General features: G+C 40.3%; 13 protein-coding genes and 1 tRNA gene. 10 read left to right on the forward strand and 4 right to left on the reverse strand.

What is annotated here, in order from left to right; translation table 11 throughout:
- Nucleotides 1-166 precede the first annotated feature (166 nt).
- The 7 genes from ACJV2T_RS02745 (at nucleotide 167) to glgX (ending at nucleotide 11,335) form a co-directional block, all read left to right on the forward strand.
- Nucleotides 167-2,131 carry an ABC transporter ATP-binding protein gene (locus ACJV2T_RS02745; RefSeq protein WP_419399056.1) on the forward strand — a complete coding sequence of 655 codons (1,965 nt, stop codon included), beginning with the start codon at nucleotides 167-169 and terminating at the stop codon, nucleotides 2,129-2,131.
- A gap of 24 nt (nucleotides 2,132-2,155) precedes the next feature.
- A complete protein-coding gene (locus ACJV2T_RS02750) occupies nucleotides 2,156-2,929 on the forward strand; it encodes an energy-coupling factor transporter transmembrane component T family protein (protein ID WP_415683044.1) in 774 nt (257 codons plus the stop codon).
- Between the two features lie 54 nt (nucleotides 2,930-2,983).
- Nucleotides 2,984-4,069, forward strand: coding sequence for a 1,4-dihydroxy-2-naphthoate octaprenyltransferase (gene menA / locus ACJV2T_RS02755; protein ID WP_419399057.1), 1,086 nt, complete (start codon nucleotides 2,984-2,986; stop codon nucleotides 4,067-4,069).
- Between the two features lie 232 nt (nucleotides 4,070-4,301).
- On the forward strand, nucleotides 4,302-5,090 hold the full coding sequence (locus ACJV2T_RS02760) for an ANTAR domain-containing response regulator (protein ID WP_419399058.1): 789 nt from the start codon (nucleotides 4,302-4,304) through the stop codon (nucleotides 5,088-5,090).
- A 76-nt stretch (nucleotides 5,091-5,166) separates the two neighbouring features.
- Nucleotides 5,167-8,214: a DNA polymerase I gene (gene polA / locus ACJV2T_RS02765; protein ID WP_419399059.1), complete on the forward strand. Its 3,048-nt coding sequence runs from the start codon at nucleotides 5,167-5,169 to the stop codon at nucleotides 8,212-8,214.
- 25 nt (nucleotides 8,215-8,239) lie between these two features.
- The gene (locus ACJV2T_RS02770) at nucleotides 8,240-9,124 is read left to right on the forward strand and encodes a Nif3-like dinuclear metal center hexameric protein (RefSeq protein WP_415683048.1); all 885 of its coding nucleotides are present in this window, start codon (nucleotides 8,240-8,242) and stop codon (nucleotides 9,122-9,124) included.
- A gap of 81 nt (nucleotides 9,125-9,205) precedes the next feature.
- A complete protein-coding gene (glgX, locus tag ACJV2T_RS02775; RefSeq protein ID WP_415683049.1) occupies nucleotides 9,206-11,335 on the forward strand; it encodes a glycogen debranching protein GlgX in 2,130 nt (709 codons plus the stop codon).
- Between the two features lie 94 nt (nucleotides 11,336-11,429).
- On the opposite strand, the gene ACJV2T_RS02780 is transcribed toward glgX, so the two are convergent.
- Nucleotides 11,430-12,545: a DUF998 domain-containing protein gene (locus tag ACJV2T_RS02780; RefSeq protein ID WP_419399060.1), complete on the reverse strand. Its 1,116-nt coding sequence runs from the start codon at nucleotides 12,543-12,545 to the stop codon at nucleotides 11,430-11,432.
- 185 nt (nucleotides 12,546-12,730) lie between these two features.
- Between ACJV2T_RS02780 and ACJV2T_RS02785 the strand changes: the two genes are divergently transcribed.
- Together ACJV2T_RS02785 and aroA are read left to right on the forward strand one after the other, a co-directional pair.
- Nucleotides 12,731-12,804: transfer RNA gene (locus ACJV2T_RS02785), tRNA-Pro, on the forward strand.
- An 83-nt stretch (nucleotides 12,805-12,887) separates the two neighbouring features.
- Complete coding sequence (aroA, locus tag ACJV2T_RS02790; protein WP_419399061.1) at nucleotides 12,888-14,249, forward strand: 3-phosphoshikimate 1-carboxyvinyltransferase; 1,362 nt, start codon at nucleotides 12,888-12,890, stop codon at nucleotides 14,247-14,249.
- Nucleotides 14,250-14,323: 74 nt separating this feature from the next.
- On the opposite strand, the gene ACJV2T_RS02795 is transcribed toward aroA, so the two are convergent.
- From ACJV2T_RS02795 to ACJV2T_RS02805, 3 genes are all read right to left on the reverse strand, one after another.
- Nucleotides 14,324-15,553: an acetate/propionate family kinase gene (locus ACJV2T_RS02795; protein ID WP_415683052.1), complete on the reverse strand. Its 1,230-nt coding sequence runs from the start codon at nucleotides 15,551-15,553 to the stop codon at nucleotides 14,324-14,326.
- Nucleotides 15,554-15,703: 150 nt separating this feature from the next.
- Entirely contained in the window at nucleotides 15,704-17,410 is a 1,707-nt protein-coding gene (gene pta / locus ACJV2T_RS02800; protein WP_419399062.1) for a phosphate acetyltransferase, read from the reverse strand.
- A 289-nt stretch (nucleotides 17,411-17,699) separates the two neighbouring features.
- Nucleotides 17,700-20,177, reverse strand: a complete 2,478-nt coding sequence (locus ACJV2T_RS02805; RefSeq protein ID WP_419399063.1) for a phosphoketolase — start codon at nucleotides 20,175-20,177, stop codon at nucleotides 17,700-17,702.
- A gap of 401 nt (nucleotides 20,178-20,578) precedes the next feature.
- Between ACJV2T_RS02805 and guaA the strand changes: the two genes are divergently transcribed.
- Nucleotides 20,579-22,141, forward strand: coding sequence for a glutamine-hydrolyzing GMP synthase (guaA, locus tag ACJV2T_RS02810; protein WP_415683055.1), 1,563 nt, complete (start codon nucleotides 20,579-20,581; stop codon nucleotides 22,139-22,141).
- The last annotated feature ends 119 nt before the right edge of the window (nucleotides 22,142-22,260 follow it).

The following is a 22,260-nucleotide window of genomic DNA, read 5'->3' on the forward strand; positions in this document are numbered from 1 at the left end:
CATTATTAGCGATTTGTTTAATGCGTATAAATGTATAAAGTCATAGAGGTATAAATATAAAGGTATAAAAGCAAGTTGGCATCAGTCTAATATGATTGGTGTCAACTTGTGTTTTTGTGTTATTAATTTTTTAGCGTTTGCTCGGTATGTTAGAGTTAGGAATGTTATGTCTCAGCAAGAAAAATATGTTGCAGATAATCATTTAGTTGATTCTGCCGAACCGTGTAAAGAGCCTATGAAAAAAAGTGATGAATCAATAAAAGAAGCGCCATTGCTTGAATTAAGTAATGTATCTTTTCACTACGATACTCATAGTGATGAAAGTGTTGCAAATAAAGATAAAAAAGACAATGAATGTAATTGCAACTATGCTCTTCATAAAGTAAACCTTAGCATTCATCAAGGTGAATTCGTTGGAATTATTGGACCTTCTGGGTCTGGTAAAACAACTCTTGCTTCACTTTTTTCTGGAGCAATTCCTCACCATTATTCAGGCAAGTTTTGCGGAACTGTAAAAATTGCTGGTCATGACACTACTACTCTTGAGCTTACTAATATTGCTTGTTTAATTGGCTCTGTTATTCAAGATATTGATGCGCAAATGGTTGCTGCAAACGTTGAAGATGAGTTGCTTTTTGGTTTAGAAAACTTCGGAGTTCCGCACGATGAAATTCCTGAGCGTATAGCAAATGCACTAGAAACTGTTGGTATTAGCAATTTGCGAAATCGTGATTTAGACACGCTATCTGGAGGTCAAAAGCAGAAGGTTGCAATAGCTGCTATTTTGGCTTTAAGACCTAAAGTGATGGTTTTAGATGAGCCTACTTGCGCGCTGGATCCAGTTTCTTCACGTATGATTTTCGATGTTTTAAGTGATTTGAATAAAAACTTTGGCATTACTATTGTAGTCATTGAGCAAAAAGTAGCTTTATTAAGTGAATATTGCAAGCGTCTTATAGTGCTTTCTAAAGGTGAGCTTGTTCTCGACGCTCCTGTTTGCGAAGCTCTTAAAGATATAGAGTTACTTCGTAAAGTTGGCATTAATTATCCACGTACTACGCGATTGCTTAAACAATTACAAGATGAACAAATTTGCGATTCAGCACCTCTTAGTGTTGGAGTTGATGAAACTGTAAATACTATTGTTAAAACTTTGCGATCCGATTATTCTAAACTTTCTAATAGCGATGACGCGCATGATGCAGAAGCTGATTTAGAACTTAATAAAGAAGCTTCTATAAAAGCTGACAATGCAGTTAATAATATTGATAAGCCATGCCTTTCAATAGATCATGTGAGTTTTGCTTATGCAAATGATGTCAAAGCTCTAAAAGATATTTCATTTGATGCTTATGCTGGTGAATTGATCGCGCTAATTGGCAAAAACGGTGCCGGAAAAACTACTATTACAAAAATTATTAACGGTTTACTAAGACCTACTGAAGGTAGTGTAACAATTGACGGTATCGACACAAAGCCATTGCGAATTAGTCAAATAGCAAAATATGTTGCGACATTATTCCAGAATCCTGATCATCAATTATGCAAAGAGACTGTTCTTGAAGAAGTAGAGTTGAGCTGTATTTTAATTGGTGAAGATTCTAGTCAAGCGAAAAAGCATGCAATGGAAATTATTGAGAAACTTGACTTAAATCCTACTGACAGTCCATTCATGCTTTCTAGAGGGCAGAGACAAATGGTGGCATTGGCTGCAACTGTCGTAACGCGTCCTAAAATACTTGTTCTCGACGAACCAACTTGTGGTCTTGATTACAATGAATGCGTGAAAATTATGCAAGTGGTTGAGGAGTTGCGAGCTAACGGTTGTTGCGTGATTATGGTTTGTCATGATATGGAAGTTGTGCTTGATTATGCAACTAGACTTATAACGATTAATGATGGAAAGCTTATTATTGACGGTTCAGCGCATGATGTTTTTGAAAAACCAGACGTATGCTCAGCTGCTTCTTTATATCCACCGTTATTGTGTGCTGTTTGCCAAGGTTTGGTATCTAACGGTTTTAAGCAATGCGATGGATTGTATACGCGAAAAGAATTAGTTGAAGCGTTGCGTTTTGGTAAAATCACAAAACTTAATCAGAATAAGCAGCATAATCAGCAGAATAGTTAGAAGTAAAAAAGGCATCTGATATTTATGAAAACGAGACTATTAACATATCAATCAGGCAACACATTCCTTCACCGCACAAACCCTATTGCGAAGCTAATTCTTGCTGCGAGCATTGTAATAAGCGTATTTATTGCTAAACAGTATTCTGTACTTATTGCGCTCGCTGTTATTATTTTTATTGGCATGGCTTTTACTCATGTTATTAAAACATTATTTGGTCTTATTAAAGCTATGCTAATAATTTCTTGCGTAATGTTTTTGCTGCAAACTGTTATTGCTCAAAGTGGAAACTATATTTTTCTATGGTTTACGTTAAGAGGTATTGATATTGGAGCGAAAGCTTCTTTGCGTTTGTTCTGTTTTGCTTTTCCTCTTGTTACAGTGCTAACAGTAACTAAATTAAACGATCTTGCAAATGCTGTAGTCCAATATTTGCATATTCCATATTGTTACGCTTTTACTATAACTACTGCGGTTCGTTTTGTGCCTATTTTTGCGCAAGAAATGTCTCAAATTACAGAAGCTCAAATGGCTCGCGGAGTTGAATACGATAGTAAAAATCCATTTAAAAAATTAAAACTAATGATGCCTCTTATTGTGCCTCTTTTGGTTTCTTCAGTGCGTAAAGCAGATAGTTCTGCACTAGCAGCGGAAGAGCGCGGTTTTTATTTGCGTACGCGCAAGTCTTCGTATTACAAATACCCATTCGGATGGCGCGGATTCTTGGCTTTAGTTATTTCTGCACTTATTATTGCTTTACCAATATGCACTTCAATCTTTTTGCCAAATTTAGTGTAAAATATTTATGTAAATCACAAATAAATAAATCATAAATAATTTATGAGGCTTTTGATGAAAAGTGTAAAAATTTGGCTTAAGGGTGCAAGAATTTACACGCTTCCAATAGGTTTAGTTCCTGTTGTTATGGCGTTTGCGGTTTCATTTAGAATGATACGATTTTCGTATTTTGAAGAACCAGTTATGCATCTAGAGCAATGTTTTATACAATTTTTCTTGTGCTGCATGGTTGCTGCGTTTATACAAATAGCCGTCAATTATGCCAATGATTATTGTGATGGATTAAATGGCCTGGATGAGAATCGTAGTTTGCGCGCTTTAAGTAGCAATAATTCAAAACCTTTGTGCGATGTATCTTGGCGCCTTGCAAATGCTGGAATTTCCGCGAAATCTGTGCTTAAAGCCGTAATAATTTCTGCTTTTATTTCTTCTATTTTTGGTTTGATTATTGTTTTGCGAACTGGAATATATTGGTTTATTTTACTTGGAATTGCGTGCTTTGCTGCAGCATGGTTTTATGCAGGAGGTAAACATCCTTACGGTTATAAGGGTTGGGGAGAAGTAAGTGCATTTGTATTTTTCGGTCCTGTTCCTTTTATTGGTTCGTTATGCGCAATTACATACGGAATTGGTATTCCAGAAACTAGCATATTTATCAATAACAGGCAAAGGATTTTGGCTTGTGTGCTAATATCTTGCATTCCTGGTGCTTATTCGGCTTGCTTAATGATGGTAAACAATCTTCGAGATATTAAAAGCGATAAAGAGCATGGAAAAATAACTGCCATGGTTAAAATTGGCGAGCGCAATGGCAGACGTTTATGTGCTGCTATGAGCATTGTTTCTGCTGTTCTTTTGATTGCATATTCTGTTTTGCTTATTGCGTTACCTTCAGCAGTGCCGTCAATATGGCGCTTTTATAGTGTTGAAATTTTCCTCAGTTTTAGTGCGATTGTATGCAATTCTTCGTGGCATTTATTTTTTGCTGCTTTTCAGTGGCTTTTATTGTTAGTCATTGCAATTAAATCTTATAAGTTTACTAAATGTGTGCTTATAGGTGATTATAAGAATGCTTTTCCTATGTGCGTTGCTCAAGCAATACTTGGTGCGTTGGCTGTATTATTATCTGCGATTATATAAAATAAGCAAAATAGTGCTAATTGTATGTGCTTGTTCGCGCGTCTTGCAATTCTTATGATATTATTAATTGACACGAACATGGTGCGCGTGCGGTATTTTAATGACATGCAGATTGCGTTATGATGCGCAATTTCCACTAGTGTTTATGAGTGTGCCGTTGCGTGAGCGCCATGTTAAAGATGCATGGCGATGTTGCCCTGTGAATGTGTGGCAATGAAGTGAGGTTTTGAATATGCCAGGTATGGATGAAAATGAAGGGACAGAGCCAGCAATGCCTGAGGTACTTACTGATGATGAGCTGCGCAAAGCTGCAAATGATGAAGCTGCTCAGCGAGAATCTAAAGAAAAGAAAGACAATCATATTCGTACTGTAGTAGTTGCAGAAGATGAATCAGTTAATCGTATGGATTTAGTTGCAATGCTTGAAGATAACGGATATCAAGTTGTAGGTCAGGCTGCTAACGGTCAAGAAGCTATTGAGTTGACGCGTGAAAATCATCCAGATGTTGTGTGCATGGATGTTAAGATGCCTGTTATGGATGGTATTACTGCTGCTGCAACAATCTGTGATGAGAATATTGCTCCTGTAGTAATGCTCACTGCATTTTCACAGTCAGATTTAGTAAAACAAGCAACTGGCGCTGGAGCGATGGCGTACGTTACTAAACCGTATGAAGAATCTAAACTTCTTCCTGCTTTGGAAGTTGCTATGGGTCGCTTTAGTGAAATCAACGATTTATTAGATAGTGTTGAACGTGCAGAAAACAAGTTACACGATGCTGAAGATCAGTTGAAGAAAACAGAAGAAAAGTTGAAGAAAGCTGAAGATACCTTAGAAGAACGTAAGCTTGTAGATCGTGCTAAGGGTCTTCTTATGGATAAGGCTGGATTCTCTGAGCAGGGTGCTTTCCGTTGGATTCAAAAAACTTCTATGGATCAGCGCATTCCTAAGAAGCGTCTTGCAATGGCTATTATTGCAAAGTACAGCGATGATAAAATAGAATCTTCATCTGAAAATTAGTAGGGTTATTATTCATTTTTATATAAACGCATAGTTATTTATTAGTAATTTACGGAACGTGGGTGAGTAGTCAACAGTGAATACCAACATCGTTGAAGAACATTCTTCGGAACTTAAGAATGAGAAAGGAACGTTGTTGGTTGTCGATGGCCATTCTCTTGCGTTCCGTGCTTTTTTTGCAATATCTGCAGATAATTTTTCTACTCGCTCTGGGCAGGCAACAAATTCCATTTGGGGATTTATTACTATGCTTTCGCAGGTTGTAAAAAAAGAGAAGCCTGACCGCTTAGCTATTGCTTTTGACGTTAAAGGTGGAACTTTTAGAAATACTATGCTTCCTCAATATAAAGGTACTCGTGATGCTGCTCCGCAGGAGCTTCTTTCTCAGCTTCCTATTATTCAGCAGATGCTTAAAGCTCTTGGTGTCACTTATATTGAGAAACCAGGTTATGAAGGTGATGATGTTATCGGCACTCTTGCAACAATGGGAGCGAATGCCGGTTATAGAACTTTAGTACTTTCTGGTGATCGTGATGCATTCCAACTTATAGATGACAATATTACTGTTTTGTATCCAGGACAGCATTTTAAAGATTTAAAAGAAATGGATAAGGATGCTGTTTTTGAAAAATATCATGTTACACCTAAGCAATATCCTGATCTAGCAGCGTTAAGAGGAGAAACTGCAGACAATATCCCAGGAGTTCCAGGTGTTGGAGATGGTTATGCTGCTAAATGGATTAATCAATTTGGAAGCCTAGAAAATATTATTGAACATTCGAATGAGATTAGTGGCAAAAAGGGAGAAGCTTTAAGAGAAAATATTGATCAAGTTCGTTTAAACCGTAAAGTTAATGCTTTAGTTTGTGATTTGGATTTAGGCGTAACTGTAGATGATTTGTGCTTCGGTGAAGTTGATGCTGCAAAATTAGGAATCTTGCTGTCTCAACTTGAATTTGGCGAATTAAAAAAGAGAAAGATTCTCAAAACTTTTAGCAACGGTACGCAACAATCTATTGAAAATAATATGCGTATAATGTTTTCTTCTACGTATGAAGGTGATGCTAATAACGATAAGCTAGCTCAAAGCGATCAATCAAATATTGACGCAGAAAATTTTCAAGAAATGCTAGCAGGCATTGACTTACATCATGTTAAAACTGTAGAAGACTTTATTAATTGGGAGAATTCCGTTTCTTCTTTACTCTATGCAGAAATAAAGAAAGATTCAAAAAATACTGAAGATGCTTTTGAAGAATTAAGTTCCGAAAAAATTATAAATAATTCTCGTAAATGTGCTGAACCTATACGTAAAAATCAAGAAGTTGTAATATACGCTCATGAGTGCAATAAGAATTCAAAACATCATTTTGAGTTGACTGCAGATTCTTTAATAATTCTTGTTGCTAATAAAGCTGTATTATTGTATGCCTCTGATTTGCAATCAGCAGATCGAGCTTTGCTTGAGATGTTGCAAAAGTTCTTGCAAAAAAATTCTTCAATAACAGTATTGCATGATTATAAAAAGCATTTGGGATTGCTAAAATCGTTAAAATTATTCGATTCTAATAATCCATTCGGTACTCCACTTCTTGATACTCGATTGGCATCATATTTATTGGAGCCTGATTTTCGAGCTGAAACTTTAGAAAATATGGCTGAACATTATTTAGATATTCAGTCAGATGAAGATAATTTGGGCGAAAACGAAGCTAAGCAAGGTGAGCTTGATCTTCTTATTGACGATGAAGCTCCGGCTAGTGAAGAAGAAACTAATGAAAAGCAAACTCAAGCACGTGAAGCAAAATTCTTAAGAACTGCGCTTCTTATTCGTCTTTTGGCTCTTCATTTTGCTTCAACACTTGACGATAGAAAACAAACTGGTTTGATGACTGATTTGGAAATGCCTATTTCGCGAGTTTTGCGTGGCATGGAAGATGTCGGTGCTGCAGTTGATATGCAACGTTTAAGTAGTATGCTTAAGCAATTTTCTGCAGATGCTGAGTTTGCGCAAAATATGGCTTGGAAAGTTGCAGGTAGTTCTGTTAATTTACAAAGCCCTAAGCAGTTGCAGCAAATACTTTTCGAGCATTTTGGTCTTAAGCCTACTCGTCGTACAAAGAATGGCTCGTACACGACTAATGCAGAAGCTTTACAAGCTATGTACGTTAAACTTGACCCCGAAGAGCCTGCAAGTCAATTCTTGGGTGCGCTGCTTAAACATCGTGAAACTAATAAATTGAAGCAGATTGTGCAAAGTTTAATTGATGCAGCTCATTATGACGATAGGCGCATCCATACAACTTTTGAGCAAACTATTGCAGCAACTGGTCGTTTAAGTTCTGCTGATCCTAATCTTCAAAATATTCCTAATAGGAATGCTGCTGGTCGTGAAATTCGTGCTGCTTTTGTTCCAGGAGAAGAATTTGAATATCTAATGAGTTGTGATTATTCACAAGTTGAGCTTCGTATTATGGCTCATGCATCTCATGATAAAACTCTTATTGAAGCTTTCCGTTCCGGCGTAGATTTTCATAAATATGTTGCCAGCTTAGTTTATAAGATTCCTGTTGAGCAAGTAAGTCCGGATCAACGTTCTCACGTAAAAGCTATGAGCTATGGATTGGCGTATGGATTGAGTACTTATGGGCTGGCAAAACAGCTTTCTATTAGTCCGGCTGAAGCTGAAATGTTAAAAAATAAGTATTTTGATACTTTTGGCAATGTTCATGACTATTTGGAATCTCTTGTGTCGAAGGCAAAAGAACTTGGGTATACAGAAACTATGTTTGGTCGACGTAGGTATTTCCCGCAACTTTCTTCCAATAATCGCGCATCTCGTGAAGCTGCTGAGCGTGGAGCTCTTAATGCTCCAATACAAGGTACTGCCGCAGATATTATGAAACTTGCTATGCTTCGTGTTGATTTGGGATTGCGTGAAGCAAAAGTGCGCAGCCGCGTAATATTGCAAATACATGATGAATTGATTTTAGAAATTTCACATGGTGAGCAAGAGCAGGTAGAAAATATTGTGCGCAAAGCTATGGAAAATGCTGTGAATTTAGACGTTCCTCTCAATGTTTCTACTGGAGTTGGTGTAGATTGGCAATTAGCAGCGCATTAACAGTATTGATTAAAGGGAGAAGAAAATGATTAGATTAAGCAAAGTAATTGAAGCTATAGAAACGTTATATCCATTGAGCTTTGCTGAAGAATGGGATGAGCCAGGTCTTATTGTTGGAGATTTGCATTCTCAAATTCAGCGAATCGTATGCGTTAGCGATCCTACGATTAGCGCAGTTGATCGCGCGTTATCAATGGGTGCAAACTTATTAATAACTCATCATCCTCTATTTTTTAAAGCTGTGCATGGGGTTTCAAACGAAACTGTTCGTGGCGAAATTGTGCAGCGCTTAATTAGTAATAATTGTGCGCTATGGGTCGGTCACACTAATGCGGATGTAGCGTGGCGCGGAGTTGCTCATACTGCAGCAGAGTATTTTGGTCTTCATAATTTGCGCCCAATTGTTGTTTCTAAGCAGATAGATTCTGCTGGACGAAACATTGGTTTAGGTAGAATTGGCGTTTTGGATATGCCTATATCATTGCGTGATTTTGCGCAAAATGTTTTTAACGTTCTTCCTCATACGAAAGTTGGTATTCAAGTTGCTGGAAATCTTGATGCGAAAGTTAGTACAGTAGCTGTTTTGCCTGGTTCTGGTGAAAGCTTGTTAGATGAAGTTCGCAAACAAAAAGTTGACGTATATGTTACAAGCGATTTGCGTCATCATCCTGCGCTTGATGCAATTGAGCGAGCTAAATATGAATCGAAATTGCGTCTTTCTTCTGGTGAAGATTATATGCAACACACATATCCTATGATTATTAACACTTCTCATAGTGCTATTGAATCATTGTGGTTTACTTATGCAATTAATGATATTGCTGATTGCATAGAAGAAATGTATGGAGAGCGTCCAGAAGTTGCTTGGTTAGGCGAAGCTTGCGATCCATGGAATTACGTTATTAATTGAGGCTTTCATTAAAATTAAAGCTTTTTTTAAATAACGTCAACATGACGTGAAAACTACTCGAATATATGAGATACTTATATTATGCATATACGACCAGGTTCCATGTATCCGCTTGGCGCAAACTATGATGGCGCTGGCGTGAATTTTGCGCTGTTTTCCGAAGTTGCAAAGCGCGTTGAATTATGTTTATTCGATGAGCATGATAACGAAACACGTATTGACATGACTGAGCAGAACTCATACGTGTGGCATAACTATGTTTCAGGCATACAGCCTGGTCAGCGTTATGGTTATCGTGTTCACGGACCTTATGATCCTTCTCATGGTTTATGGTGCAATCCTCATAAGTTGTTGCTTGACCCGTATGCCAAGGCGATTGAAGGAAATATAGACGGTGATGAGAGTCTTTTCTCGTATTGGTTTGATAATCCAGATGATATTTCAGCAATGAATACTTTGGATTCTGCAGATCATACGATGAAGGCTGCAGTTATTAACCCGTATTTTGATTGGGGTAATGATCAACACCCTATGATTCCGTATCATGATTCTGTTATTTACGAAGCTCATGTTCGTGGAATGACTAATCTTGATAAACGTGTTCCTCCAGATATTAGAGGCACTTATGCTGGACTTGCACATCCAAGCGTTATTTCTTATTTAAAGAAGCTTGGTGTTACTGCAATAGAATTGATGCCTATTCATCAGTTTGTAAACGATTCTTTCTTACAAAATAAAGGATTAAGCAACTACTGGGGATACAATACTATTGGTTTCTTCGCTCCTCAAAATTCTTACTCCAGCTCTGGTCAGCGCGGAGAGCAAGTTAACGAATTTAAATCAATGGTTAAGGCATATCATGCTGCAGGCATGGAAGTGATTCTAGACGTTGTCTACAATCATACTGCTGAAGGCAATGACCGTGGTCCTACTTTGAGTTTCCGTGGTATTGATAATCGCGCATATTATCGTCTTGTAGATAATGATCAGCGTCATTATTTTGATACTACTGGTACTGGTAACTCCTTACTTATGCGTTCTCCAAAAGCATTGCGATTGATCACAGATAGTTTGCGTTATTGGGTAACTGAAATGCATGTCGATGGTTTCCGTTTCGATTTAGCAGCAACTCTTGCGCGTCAGTTCCAAGAAGTAGATAAACTTTCTGCATTCTTTGACATTATTGAGCAGGATCCTATTATTTCAAGTGTGAAGCTTATTGCTGAGCCTTGGGATATTGGTGTTGGTGGATATCAAGTTGGTGGATTCCCTCCAAGTTGGTCTGAATGGAACGGAAGATATCGCGATTGTGTCCGCGACTTTTGGCGTTCACAACCATCTACATTACCTGAATTTGCTAGCAGGCTTATGGGTAGCTCAGATTTGTATGAGCAAAATGGACGAAAGCCTGTAGCTTCCGTGAACTTTATTACAGCTCACGATGGCTTCACTATGAACGATTTAGTTAGCTATAACGAAAAGCATAATGAAGCTAATAAAGAAGGCAATTGTGATGGTGCGAACGACAATCGTTCGTGGAATTGCGGTGTTGAAGGACCTACTAATATTCACGATGTTAACGAATTGCGTGAACGTCAAATACGTAATTTGTTCTCAACTCTTTTGATGAGCCAGGGTATCCCTATGATATGCGCTGGTGATGAAGTCATGCGCACGCAGAATGGTAATAACAATGCTTATTGCCAAGATAACGCTATTTCGTGGATAAGTTGGGATTATAACGAAACTCAACGAGATATGTTCGATTTCGTTTCCAAGCTTATTCACTTGCGTTTGAAGCACCCTGTGTTACATCGTCGTCGTTTCTTTACAGGTCGTTCTGCTGGAGATGATGTAAGCGATATTCCACAAGTTGAATGGCTTGACCATAACGGTACTGTTATGGATATGGATGACTGGTCAAATACTCATGCTTTATCTGTGATGATTTATTTGAATGGTTCTGATATTCCAGAAACTGACTGGTATGGAACAAGAATGGTTGATAATGACTTTATTCTTATTTTTAATGCGCATTATGAACCTATTACTTTTACTTTGCCAGATAAACGTTATGGTGAAAAGTGGAAGTTGATTGTGGACACACATAATCCAAAGGGTCCGGAATTGTTATATGAAGCAGGATTTAATATTGTCGCACAATCTCGTAGTTTCTTGCTTCTTATGAGCGAGCATAAGCCAGAATGTTAAGTATTATGCTTTATTCGTAAAGAAGTTTGTGACTTGTAAAAAACTAAAAGCAGCGCAGAAATTTAAGTTTCTACGCTGCTTTTGTTAGTTTAATTTATATTTGTTCTTTTTCTATTTGTGCTTTTGATCTTCTATTTAGTATTAAAGCTTGATTTATTTTTGATTGAAGACGATCACTTTGCATAGCAGCAACTTGTCTTGAAAATACAATAATCCATCCAAGAAATAGCAGACATGATAACGCTTCAACATTTGTAAGAGTATTATTTCCATGCATCCACTGATTTCCTGCCCACGCAGTAAGAACAACCGCTAAATCGGAAGCAACATAGAATGTGCGAGAAAGCCTAGGAGCAAGCCATGGAAGGCAAATAAGCATTGTACAAATTAATCCTGTCACGCCTCGAGCGCACAAATCATGCAAGAAAGGATGTGGTGTGTATCTAAAAGTTCCTATTCCAATAAACGATATTCCTCCAAGAATAAGCAAAGCTGCCATAACAGTTGTGCGCATCTTGAAGTGTTTAATCAGTTTTTGGTTATTGTGTTGCAGCATTTCATGCTGCGTTGCAACGAATTCAGTAATAGCAAAGTAGCTCGTTATGATAATGCAAATTCCTGATAAAACAAGTGTTGCATTAAACATGCTGGCTGCAAATGTTGTGCGGTCTCCAAGTTGAGAGAAATTATTGTTATACCAGTACGGATCATCTGTCGTAAGGCCTGCAGTTGCAGCTCCAGAAATAACGAATAATGGCAGGAGAGAAGCCACTGTTTTAGCTTCAAGAAGTTCAGCTTGAATAAGAGTTGCATATCCAACAATTCCAGATAGAGCTGAGCATAATACTGGTAAATAGCTGTTCATTGCTGATCTGCCAATAATGCTATTAATAATAGATAGCAAAGCAAAAGACATAAGAAACATCGTTGCGCCGTAAATCGTAGAAAGTGCTGTTATTTCAAACGCATGCTTAGCTACTCGAATTAAGTGATGACTGATAACTTTTTTATTTGTACGCAAGTATCCAACAATAAAAGCGCCTATGCTGCACAAAGACACAATAGCTGAAGCTGTAAGGAATAGTCGCTGGCTAATTTGCCAAAACGCTGGCATTGTTGCCATATACATTCTCATAATAATCATTCCACAAGCTGCGCAAACTATGAATGATATTAATCCCATTGCCTCTGTTCGCTGGAAGCGTCCCATAATTAGCCCCTTTTTATTTAAACTAATTCTATTGTATCGTTTGGTAGCTAGTAATGAGTTTTGCTAGTTGAATTTTGTAATGAAGAAAAAAATTTTCATAATACGTGTGTCGTAATTTGCATTTGTCTGCAAAGTGCGCTATTGTAGTTGATTGTGCTTGGAACTGGTAATCAGTTCAAAAGCCTCGGGGTGTAGCGCAGTTTGGTAGCGCGCCTGCTTTGGGAGCAGGATGTCGCAGGTTCGAATCCTGTCACCCCGACTTTTTTGTATCTAATGAAATATGCGTATTTTTGCTTTTTTATTCTTATTTAGCAGTACATGTCAATCGATAGTATTCATAGTATGAGTGATGTTAACGATATTGCAGATTGCGCTACTTCTTGGAAAGCACCGTATGCTAATCATCAATTAAAAGCTTATATTGAGGTTCCTGGCAGTAAATCTTTGTCGAATCGTTATTTAATTTTGGCAGCTTTGGGCACAAAACCAGTAGTTTTACAAGGATTGTTGCGCTCGCGCGACACGGAGCTTATGATTAACGCTTTATCTACATTTGGCGTTAGATGTGAGTCACTAAATGAAGATGGAACTAAGCTTCGTGTAATTCCTCCAGAAGATGGAATTTTTAGGGTTCCAGATAATGCTGAAGTTTATTGCGGTTTAGCTGGAACTGTAATGCGTTTCGTTGCAGCTTTAGCTTTATTTGCAAATAAAGCTGTGCGATTTGATGGCGATAAGCAAGCTTATGCTCGTCCTATGAAGCCAGTTCTTGACGGTTTAGAGCAGCTTGGTGCTCGCGTAGAATATCAAGGAGAAGAGGGTTTCCTGCCTTTTACTATTACGCCACCTTCAGTCGAATCTAGAATAAATGATTTTTCTGAAAAAGTTGTGAAAATTGATTCTTCTTCATCATCACAATTTATTTCTGCGCTGCTTCTAATTGGCTCGCGTATACCTGGGGATTTAAGTCTTAAACATATTGGTGACACATTGCCAAGTATGCCGCATATTCGCATGACTATGGACGATATTTGCAAAGCGGGTGGGGTTGTAAATATGACTAGCAACGCAATGTGGCATGTTAAAGAGAGCAAAATAGCTTTAGCTAAGGTTGTTACTATAGAGCCTGATCTTTCTAATGCTGCGCCATTTTTAGGAGCATCATTGATTGCTGGAGGAAGTGTCAGTATACCTAATTGGCCGTTTTCTTCAACTCAACCTGGTGGATTGCTTCCTGGAATATTAGAGAAAATGTGCGCAAAAGTTAGTTTTGAAAAAACAAGCGATGACGCTGGAATAATGCATGTGGGAAGCGATGGTGTGATTAAAGCAATTCCGTATCTTGATTTGAGTGCAGCAGGGGAGATTGCTCCCAGCATTGCAGCTATTCTTGCTTTTGCGGACGGCCCAAGTGAACTTCATGGTATCGCGCATTTGAGAGGGCATGAAACGAATCGTTTGCAAGCTTTAGTTAATGAATTGAATCGAGTTGGGATTGGTGCTAAAGAGCTCGAAGATGGCATTCGTATTGAGCCAAGTAATCATATGCATGGGGAAGTGATGGAAACTTATGCGGATCACAGAATGGCAACGTTTGCTGCAATGCTTGGATTGCGCATAGAAAATATAAGAATCAAAAATATTTCTACTACTCGCAAAACGATTCCTGATTTTCCAGGCATGTGGCATAAAATGCTTGAATAATAAATAATCCCGAGCCTTTTTGACTCGGGATTATTTATATCTATTTATTTTCTGCGCCATTAAGCGCAAACAATTTAGTGCTTGAACTTGTTGCCGTAGCTATCTTCGCCAGCTTCAGCAATAGCTGCAGCCTTGCGTGCAATAGCCAACTCTTCGTTCGTTGGAATCACAGCAATAATCACAGAGCTGTCTGGAGTGGAAATAACGCGTGGCTCCTTAGAACGAACCAAATTCTTTTCTTTATCGAGCTTAACGCCGAATGGCTCAAGCTTTTCGCATACTTTAGCGCGCACGATCTCGTCGTTCTCGCCAACGCCTGCAGTGAAGGTAATGACGTCAACTCCGCCCATTTGAGCAGTGTAGTTGCCAATATAACCAACAATGCGGTGCACGTATACGCCGAGAGCGAGCTTAGCGTTTTCATCACCATCCGCGATGAGCTTGTGAATATCGCGCAAATCGCCGTGACCAGTCATACCCATCATGCCGGAACGCTTGTTGAAGAGAGTGTCAAGTTCGTCTACGTTCATGTGAGCATTGCGAATAAGGTGGAACACTACAGCTGGGTCAATATCGCCAGTGCGGCCGCCCATCATTAAGCCTTCGAGCGGGGTTAAGCCCATAGAAGTTTCAACTGGCTTACCAGAAATCTGAGCAGAAGCAGAGGCACCGTTACCAATGTGCAAAACAATCTGCTTCAAACCTTCTGCAGGCTTACCGACAACGCTTGGAACAACAGAACCAATGTATTCGTGAGAAGTGCCGTGAGCACCATAACGACGAATATGATAGCGATCTGCGATTTCCTTGTTCAAAGCATAAGTTGCTGCAACCTGTGGCAAAGCATGGAAGAATGAAGAATCGAATACCATAATTTGTGGAACATCTGGCAAAAGTTCAGTCATGACTTCAGCGCCAACAGCTTCTGGACCGTTGTGAAGTGGAGCCAAAACTGCCAAATCCTTAACCTTATTGATTGTCTTTTCATTGACTAATGCAGGCTTAGGGAATGTTAAGCCACCCTGAACAACGCGGTGACCGACAGCAACAATGCCAGACTCTGAAAGCTTAGGACCATATTCTTCGAAGAATCCAAGTACGCGCTTCAAGCCCTGCTCGTGGTCGTGAACTGGCTCATCGAACTCATGCTTTTCGCCATTGAATACGTGCTTGTAGTGGCCGTCAACTGGCTCGCCAATCTTCTCAACGATGCCTGAAGCGATACCTTCACCGCTTTCCAAGTCAACGAGCTGATACTTAATCGAACTGGAACCAGAATTGATAACAAGAACGGTTTTTGCCATGTGGGCATCCTCCATAAGTATTGATAAGGCTTGTAAATTGCCACGCTCTAGTTTAGCGTTAAGTTCCTACAAACTTAAAGATATTGAGTGCAATGCAATATCTCAAGGTTATGTACGCACTGTGATGCTGTTTTAGGAACTTTATTATGTTTATTCTGATTGTGCTTCTAACGCGGTTAAAGCAACAGTATTAATAATATCTTGTACTAAAGCTCCTCTAGATAAATCATTTACAGGCTTATTTAATCCTTGCAAAATTGGGCCAACTGCTAGCGCTCCGCTAGAGCGTTGAACGGCTTTATAAGCGATATTTCCTGCGCACAAATCAGGGAATACAAATACATTCACATGACCAGCAATACTATTATTTTTTGCTTTTGCTGCAGCAACTGTAGGAGACCATGCTGCATCAAACTGTATAGATCCAACAATTGCTAAATCAGGTGCTTTTTCTTTCGCAATGCGTGTTGCTTCTTCTACAGTATCAACATCTGGTCCTTTACCGGAACCAAGCGTTGAGTAGGATAGCATTCCAACTTTAGGGTTGAGTCCGAAAGTCTCAGCAGTGTGTGCAGACTGAATAGCAATATCAGCAAGTTGCTCTGCACTAGGATTTGGGTTGATTGCACAATCTGCAAATACAGATACGTGATCTTTGAAGCACATAAGGAATGCTCCAGAAACCAGCTTAGAACCAGGCTTAGTTTTGATAACTTGAAGAGCAGGACGTACAGTATTTGCAGTTGAATTAACTGAACCAGAAACAAGACCGTCTGCCTGACCTAATACTACTAGCATAGTGCCGAAGTAACTTGCATCTGTTAGTTGTTCACGCGCTTGTTTTTCTGTCATTCCTTTCTTTGCTCTTAATTCGCAAAGTTTTGTAATCATATGGCTTAGCATTGCTTCATCGTGCATAGATTGGAAACTAGCTTTGCAAAGAGAATTTAGATTTAGTTCTTCTGCTCGAGCAAGAATAGATTCGCGTTCTCCAATGATAATTAGATTTACAATATCACGTTCTAGCAAATAGTTTGCTGCTTTAAGAATGCGATCTTCTTCTCCTTCTGGAAGAACTATAGTTTTTTTATTTTCTTTTGCTTTCCCTAATAAACTGTATTGGAAAGCATAAGGTGTAGTTGGAGCTTCAAATGGTTGGTGAAGAGCATTAAGAACATCATTTTCTCGAACGCAATTTACGAATGTTTCTAATGAAGAATTTTTAGTTTCTTCATCTATTGGTGGCAAAACCCATAATGGAGTTTGGCTTACTCTGGATGCTTTGTCGTTTGAGTTTGCATAATTCCTAGAGCTATAGTCACGCATTAACTCAGCGCCAAGTTCTGGATCGCAGTTTGTAACAAATACTCCTAAAACTTGTGTGCATGATTTAAGAACGCAAGCATTTGCAGAATCTATAGTTTGTAAAATTTGTTGTGAGTTTCTGCCTTGAGCTGAAACTGTGAGAAAAACAGGTGATGCCAAGTCAGCTGCAACAGTTGCGTCGAAAGAAAACAGTTCTGGATCATATGCTGGGTTTGCGTCACTAGAAACAATAATAGAAGCTTGAGCAGAAGTTGCTTGCAATAATTCGTTATAGCGTGCAACAATATCTCCGCGCACTGTGTCTTTATTTGTTCTAACTATTTCTGGAGTTGTTGCAATAACTTGCTCTAATTTCGTTGAAGTATTTGCGATACCCAAAAGTTGTTTAGTAAAAGTGTCATTTGGTTGAGCGCATGGACGAAAAACAGTAGTGCTGTAGTTATTAGACAGAATATGTGTTATTCCAAATGCAACAGCATTTCTGCCGTACATATCTTCGTTGCCGATAATTGTTACATTAATATGTGACACGATGCGTTCTCCTTTGATACTTCGTGTTACTGCTAGGTTTATATTGCTAATGTAAGTTTCGCATTTTGCAATATAAACAAACTTTTTCTATTGTACGGCTTATCTACGTTGTACACGCACAAAATGGTAATTATAAATGTAATTTATTTTGCATATAACTAGTTTTATTGCGTTGTTTGTTTTTAATAGATGAAGCTTTTTTGTTTTAATACACAAAACGGGAGCCAATCTTTCGATTGACTCCCGAAATGTTTTTTATCTAACCAGTTTTAGCTTTATGAGCTTAAAACTACTCGTTATCGCCTGCGGTTGCAGCGGTAGCGGTGACAGCGCCTGGCTTGTCGGTCTTAACGCCTGGCCATACCCAATCGGTGTAGTCTGGGTGATCAAGACCCTTGTCGACTGCATACTGGAAGGCTTCGAGGCGGAAGTCCTCGAGCTTCTTGATTTCGTCGGCATACTTAGCTGCGTCAACCATGCGCAATGCTTCAGCGGTAAGCTCGTAACGATCCATGTCGTTCACGCGAACCATATCGTATGGCGTTGTGGTGGAGCCCTGCTCCTTGTAGCCATGAACGTTGAAGTTGTCGTGGTTTGGACGATCATAAATCAAGCCGCGAACGTCATGTGCATAGGAGTGATAAGCGAAGAGGACTGGCTTGTCAGCGGTGAAGAGCTCAGTGAACTCTTCGTCAGTCAAAGCTTCGTTGTTTTCCTTAGCGGACTGCAACTTGAGCAAGTCAACAACGTTAACAACCTTGAACTTAACGCCAAGCTTGTTCAACTTGTCGGCAGCTGCCATCAATTCCTGCTGTGGAACATCGCCAACACCAGCGAGAACAACCTGAACTTCGTCATTGTTCTTAGCGTTGGAAGCCCACTTCCACTCAGCAGCACCCTTCTCGAGCTCTTCGCGAGCTTCGTCGAGAGTCAACCAAGTAGCAGCTGGCTGCTTACCAGCGAAGATAGCGTTAATCATGTTGGTGGACTTGTAAGCCTTTTCAGCAACAGCAAGCAACATGTTGGAATCTACTGGGAAGTAAATGCCAATTACGTGATCGTTGTTGAAGGTCTTGTTCAAGAGCACGGAGGTTACGCCTGGATCCTGGTGCGAGAAGCCGTTGTGATCCTGACGCCATACGTGAGAGGATACCAACAAGTTCACAGAGGAGATTGGCTTACGCCATGGGATCTCACGAACGGTAGCCTCAAGCCACTTTGCGTGCTGGTTCAACATGGAGTCAATAACGTGTACGAAGGACTCGTAAGAGCTCCAGATGCCGTGACGACCGGTGAGCAAGTAACCCTCGAGGAAGCCTTCCATCTGGTGCTCGGAAAGCTGCTCGGTGACCTGGCCGGTAACAGCCATGTGCTCATCGACTAAGCCGGAGAGATAGCCAGCATCCCACTGCTTGTTGGTTACTTCGTAAGCAGCCTGCAAACGGTTGGAAGCAGTCTCATCTGGTCCGAAGATACGGAAGGAATCTGGGTTGTTCTTGATGATGTCACGAGTGTAGACACCAAGGCGACGGGTAGCTTCGAGCTGACCCCAGCCGTGACCGAATTCCTTAACTTCCTTGACTTCGTAATCATCAAGCTTTGGAAGCTTCAAGTCTTCACGAATACGACCACCGTTGGCGTTTGGATTTTCGCCAATACGGAGTTCGCCCTGTGGCATGAAGGAAAGAACGTCTTCCTTAACAGCACCCTTTTCATCGAAGAGCTCTTCAGGCTTGTAGGACTTCATCCAGTTCTTCAAAACCTCGAAGTGAGCTTCGGTATCGCGAGCAGATGCCAGTGGCACCTGGTGTGCACGCCAAGAACCTTCGGTCTTCTTGCCATCGATGAACTTCGGGCAGGTCCAACCCTTTGGAGTGCGGAAGATAATCATTGGGTAGTAAGGACGAGTTACATCGTTAGTCTGAGCCTCAGCCTTAATATCGCAAATTTCATCGAAGATGGTTTCGAACATGTCAGCGAAGCGACGGTGGATGGACATATGATCCTCATCGTCGAAGCCAGCAACGAACTCGTATGGTTCGTAACCCATGCCGTGGAAGAACTCATGAAGCTCTTCATCGGAAATACGGGAAAGAATTGTTGGGTTAGCAATCTTATAGCCGTTCAAGTGCAAGATTGGAAGCACGATACCATCGGTACGTGGGTTCACAAGCTTGTTGGACTGCCAACCGGTAGCCAAAGGACCGGTCTCGGCTTCACCATCGCCAACGATTGCTGGAACGAACAAGCTTGGGTTGTTCATAACAGCGCCGTAAGCGTGGGAGAGTGCGTAACCAAGCTCGCCACCTTCGTGGATGGAACCTGGGGTTTCAGGAGCGAAGTGAGAAGGAATACCGCCTGGGTAAGAGAACTGACGGAAGAACTTCTGCAAACCAGCTTCGTCCTTAGTGATCTTTGGATAGTACTCAGTGTAAGTACCGTCGAGGTAAGACTGAGCAGTACCAGCTGGGCCGCCGTGGCCTGGACCCATGATAATCACGGTGTTCTGCTGGTGATCAGCGATAAAACGATTGATGTGGCCGATAAGGAAGTTAAGACCTGGAGTGGTGCCCCAGTGGCCCACCAGACGATGCTTAACGTCTTCGCGAGTGAACGGCTCCTTCATTAGAGGGTTGCTGCGAAGATAAATTTGGCCAATCGCAAGATAGTTGGCAACGCGCCAGTACTTGTCTACGCCTTCGATAGCTGCCTCGGAAACTGGAGCGTTGAGCTTCTTCCAAGGTGTGCCAATAACAGGACTCGTCATGTGTACTCCTGTACTCAAGCACTTTTCAGTGCAATTTGATCATTACCATTTGGTTATAGAGACTGGAAAACAAATGTATTACAGCTCTTTTTCCATCCGTTTCAGTATAGTGCCAGCGTCTGACTTTTGTTCGTTTGGTTACTTCTTCGTGCATTTGTGTTGAAAAAATGTGTGATTATGTGCGTAAAAAATGAGCCATTTGTATAGATTATGTTATATTTAATGTTCATTTTATACTTTATAGTTAAGCGTTTCGCACAAAAATCTATCAACGTTATTTGCAGTGTTAGAATATACGTGCAACTTTTGTGTTTAATGTTCGGCGTTTTGTAATTACGTAACGTCGCAAAGTTTCACTATTATAAATTGAATCGTATTAGAACATATATATAAGGAGAATCATGGCAAAAGGACCAGTGCTTGTCGTTGATTTTGGCGCTCAATATGCTCAGCTTATTGCTCGTCGAGTGCGCGAAGCAAATGTGTATTCAGAACTTGTTCCTCACTCTATGCCAGTTGACGAAATGCTTGCTAAGGATCCTCAAGCTATTATTCTTTCAGGCGGTCCTGCTTCTGTTTATGAACCAGGTGCTCCTGACATTGATCCAAAGATTTTTGAAGCAGGTGTGCCAGTTCTTGGTATTTGCTATGGCTTCCAGGTAATGGCTCATGAGCTTGGTGGCGATGTAGATAAAGCTGCACTTGGCGAGTATGGCAAGACTGCTGCAACTATTGATGATTCTGAAGGTTTACTTTCCGGATCCCCATCTGCGCAGAATACTTGGATGAGTCATGGTGTTGCTGTTAAGCGTGCTCCAGAAGGTTTTACTGTTTTGGCTCACACAGAAGGTGCTCCAGTTGCAGCAATGCAAGACGAAAGTCGCAAACTTTACGGTGTGCAATGGCATCCAGAAGTTAAACACACTCCATTGGGTCAGGAACTTATATCTACATTCTTACATAAGTGTGCAGGACTGGATAATAATTGGAATCCTTCTAATATTATTGAGGATCAAGTTGCTAAGATTCGCGAAGAAGTTGGAGACGCACAAGTTATTTGTGGTCTTTCTGGCGGCGTAGATTCTGCTGTTGCTGCAGCATTGGTGCATAAAGCAATTGGCAATCAGCTTACTTGCGTTTTTGTTGACCACGGTTTACTTCGTAAAGGCGAAGTTGAGCAGGTTAAGCATGATTTTGTTGAAGCAACTGGCATTAAACTAATCGCAGTTGATGCAGAAGATGACTTTTTGGACGCACTTAAAGGCGTGAGTGAGCCGGAGCGCAAGCGCAAGATTATTGGCGAAAAGTTCATTCGCACTTTTGAAAAAGCTCAGCGTCAGGTTATTGAAGAGGCTGGAAAATCTGGAGCAGAAGTTAAGTTCCTTGTGCAAGGCACACTTTATCCGGATGTTGTTGAATCAGGCGGCGGAGACGGAGCTGCAAATATTAAGTCACATCACAATGTTGGCGGCTTGCCAAAGGATTTGAAGTTTAAGCTTATTGAGCCTTTGCGTACTTTGTTTAAGGATGAAGTTCGTGCTATTGGAACTGAGCTTGGACTTCCAGATGAAATTGTTTGGCGTCAGCCATTCCCAGGCCCAGGCTTAGGCATCCGTATTGTTGGCGAAATTACTCGCGAGCGTTTGGCTGTTCTTCGTGAAGCAGATGCAATTGCTAGAGAAGAGCTCTCTAAAGCTGGATTGGATCGCGACATTTGGCAATGCCCAGTCGTTTTGCTTGCTGATGTTCATTCTGTTGGTGTTCAAGGTGATGAGCGCACATATGGTTCTCCAATTGTTTTGCGTCCTGTTAGCTCTGAGGATGCTATGACAGCTGATTGGTCTCGTGTGCCTTACGATGTATTGGCAAATATTTCTACTCGAATCACGAATGAATGCCGTCAAATTAATCGTGTAGTGCTTGATGTAACATCTAAGCCGCCTGCCACGATTGAGTGGGAGTGACAGTTTTTGGTGGGAATTATTGGCCGAAATTTAAACATATGTTTAAACAGTAAAACATTCGTTTATTTTCATTAAAAACTGTAATATTTACTGATTTTATAAAGCACTTCGTGAAAATG

The sequence above is a fragment of the Gardnerella phocaeensis genome (assembly GCF_048545075.1).
Classification (GTDB): domain Bacteria; phylum Actinomycetota; class Actinomycetes; order Actinomycetales; family Bifidobacteriaceae; genus Bifidobacterium; species Bifidobacterium vaginale_J.